3 protein-coding genes are annotated in these 3,078 nt (G+C 49.0%); 1 reads left to right on the top strand and 2 read right to left on the bottom strand.

The genetic code is table 11. The features are described 5' to 3' along the window. Both potB and potA read right to left on the bottom strand, forming a co-directional pair. Window positions 1-601: spermidine/putrescine ABC transporter permease PotB (potB, locus tag VJY99_RS01940; RefSeq protein WP_324115826.1), on the bottom strand; the 601-nt coding region annotated here is incomplete at its 3' end. Further along, window positions 585-1,724 (bottom strand): spermidine/putrescine ABC transporter ATP-binding protein PotA, encoded by a 1,140-nt coding sequence (gene potA, locus VJY99_RS01945; RefSeq protein WP_324115830.1) that lies wholly within the window; start codon window positions 1,722-1,724, stop codon window positions 585-587. The genes potB and potA, both read right to left, overlap by 17 nt. Window positions 1,725-2,009: 285 nt before the next feature. On the opposite strand from potA, the gene pepT reads away from it, so the two are divergent. Continuing rightward, window positions 2,010-3,078 (top strand): peptidase T (pepT, locus tag VJY99_RS01950; RefSeq protein WP_324115828.1); only part of this gene is annotated, 1,069 nt, incomplete at its 3' end.

Genomic DNA, 3,078 nt, shown 5'->3' on the forward strand with positions numbered 1-3,078 from the left:
GAATAATAATGCGGATGAATGTTTGAAATTTGCTGGCACCCAGATCGCGCGCCGCTTCCAGCAGCGGTTTATCGAGCTTTTCAATACTTGAATACAGTGGCATGACCATAAATGGCAGCAGGATATACACCAGGCCGATGATAACCGCACTTGGGGTGTACATCAGACGAATTGGCGTATCAATCACCCCAAGCCACAGCAGAAATTCATTCATATACCCTTTGGTGCTGAGGAAAATCTTCAGCCCATAGATACGAATTAATGAGTTGGTCCAGAAGGGAACAATCAGCAAAAACAGCAATAATGGGCGCACACGTTCTGGTAAACGTGCGAGGAACCAGGCAAACGGATAGCCCAACACCAGGCAGGCGAGGGTGGCAATCAGCGCCATATTCAGCGAATGCAGCAGTACCTGCACATACAGCGGATCGGCAAGCCGGGTGTAGTTATCCAGCGTGAACACCATGCTGACGAAATTGGCATCATCACGCGTCAGGAAACTGGTGCCGATGATCATCAGATTGGGTAGGAACACGAACAGCACCAGCCAACCGACGATAGTGGCGATCACCAGGTTCTGGAATTTACGTGAGCTCTTCATCTGCCAGCACGACCTCCCAACTTTCAACCCAGTTGATCGACATTTTCTGATCGAGCGTGTGGTCAAAATCGGGATCGTCTTCATTGAAGAACTCACTGACCATCACCATTTTGCCATTTTCCAGTTCGACATTAGATTCCAGCGTCATACCTTTGTAGTTACGTTCCCGCACATAACCAATTAAGCCATCGGCAACGTGAGTATCGTTTATCTCCTCGACACGCAGATCCTCGGGGCGCAGCAGCACTTTCAAACGTTGGCCAGCGGTAACCGGCATAGTCGCGTAAATATGGCACTCACGACCTTCAACGAAGGCCCGCACGCGCTGGTCATCGACACGTTCGATTACGGTCGCATCAAAGATATTGATCTCACCGATAAAGCTCGCCACGAACAAGTTTTTTGGCTCTTCGTAAATTTCACGCGGTGTGCCGTCTTGCTCAATGCGGCCATCGCGCATCACCACAATCCTGTCGGACATGGTTAATGCTTCTTCCTGATCATGCGTGACGAAAACAAAGGTAATGCCGAGCTTACGCTGGAGAGCTTTTAATTCATTCTGCATCTGCTTGCGCAATTTATAATCGAGCGCGGAAAGCGACTCATCAAGCAGTAACAGACGGGGTTTATTGACCACGGCCCGGGCAATCGCCACGCGTTGTTGCTGGCCGCCGGAAAGCTGGTGGGGTTTGCGTTGTGCGAATTCCTCTAACTGCACCATTTTCAACGCTTCGGTCACGCGCGGAGTCAACTCTGCGGCAGGCGTTTTTTGCATTCTTAAACCGAAGGCGACGTTTTCAAAAACGGTCATATGAGGAAATAGAGCGTAGCTCTGGAAGACAGTATTGACGGTGCGGTGTTCAGCTGGAACCTGGGTAATATCCTGACCATCCAGTGAGATAGTGCCAGAATCAGCGCTTTCCAGACCAGCAATAATGCGCAGCACCGTTGTTTTGCCACAGCCGGAAGGGCCAAGAAGCGTCAGGAATTCACCATTTTTAATGGTGAGGGATAAATCAGAAATAACGTTTTTGCCATCAAAGCGCTTACCTACACCCGCCAGTTCTACCAGCGGTGAGAGCGAACGAAGCTGAGTATTCAATTTTTTCGCTGTCCCATAAATGACGCATCAAATTGCGGGCTGATGCGGGGTTTGTGATTAACCACCTTGCGGTTTTTGCACATTTAAGTAAGGGCACGCATTCTACGGTAAAGCATTGAAATCGCCAATCCTTGATACCTTTCATAGACTTGAATATGAATACGATTCAAGCAGCAAACACTAAATCCGCTCGCATTGCATTACATTCGTGACTATTTTCATCACAGAGGGGCTAAAAGTGACCTGACGCAATATTTGCAATTGTGGCTTACTGATAATGAAGTCACAAAAATTGAGGGTAGCGACATGGATAAATTACTTGAACGTTTCTTACATTACGTCTCTTTGGATACCCAATCCAAACCTGGCGTGAAACAAGTTCCCAGCACTGAGGGGCAGTGGAAGTTGTTGCGCTTGTTGAAAGAGCAAATGGAAGAGATGGGTTTGGTGAATGTTACGCTGGGCGAACATGGCACAGTAATGGGAACGCTGCCGTCTAACGTTGATCAAAAAGTCCCTCCGATTGGTTTTATCTCCCATGTGGATACAGCGCCTGATTTCTCAGGTAAAAACGTCAATCCGCAAATCGTTGAAAATTATCGTGGTGGTGATATCGCGCTGGGTATTGGCGATGAAGTGCTCTCCCCGGTGATGTTCCCGGTGCTGCATCAATTGCTTGGACAGACACTGATTACCACCGATGGCAAAACGCTGCTTGGCGCGGATGATAAAGCCGGTGTTGCTGAAATCATGACGGCACTTGCGGTACTAAAAGAGAAAAAAATCCCGCACGGTGATATTCGCGTTGCTTTCACCCCCGATGAAGAAGTGGGTAAAGGGGCAAAGTTTTTTGATGTTGAGGCGTTCGATGCTCAGTGGGCATACACCGTTGATGGCGGTGGTGTGGGTGAACTGGAGTGCGAGAACTTTAACGCCGCCTCAGTCACTATCAAGATTGTGGGCAACAACGTTCATCCTGGTTCCGCTAAAGGGGTGATGGTGAATGCGTTGTCAATTGCAGCGCGCATTCACGTAGAAGTCCCTGCTGATGAAAGCCCTGAATGTACCGATGGCTACGCAGGTTTTTATCACCTTAACAGCATGAAAGGCTCGGTCGACCGCGCAGAAATGCACTACATCATCCGTGATTTTGACCGCGAACAGTTCGAAGCGCGTAAGCGCAAAATGATGGATATCGCCAAAAAAGTGGGTAAAGGCCTGCACCCGAATTGTTACATCGAGCTGGTTATCGATGACAGCTATTACAACATGCGCGAGAAAGTCGCCGAGCATCCGTACATTGTGGAAGTGGCACAGCAGGCGATGCGTGATTGCGACATCGAACCTATCATGAAGCCGATTCGTGGCGGCACCG

Source organism: Buttiauxella sp., assembly GCF_035271705.1.
GTDB lineage: Bacteria > Pseudomonadota > Gammaproteobacteria > Enterobacterales > Enterobacteriaceae > Buttiauxella.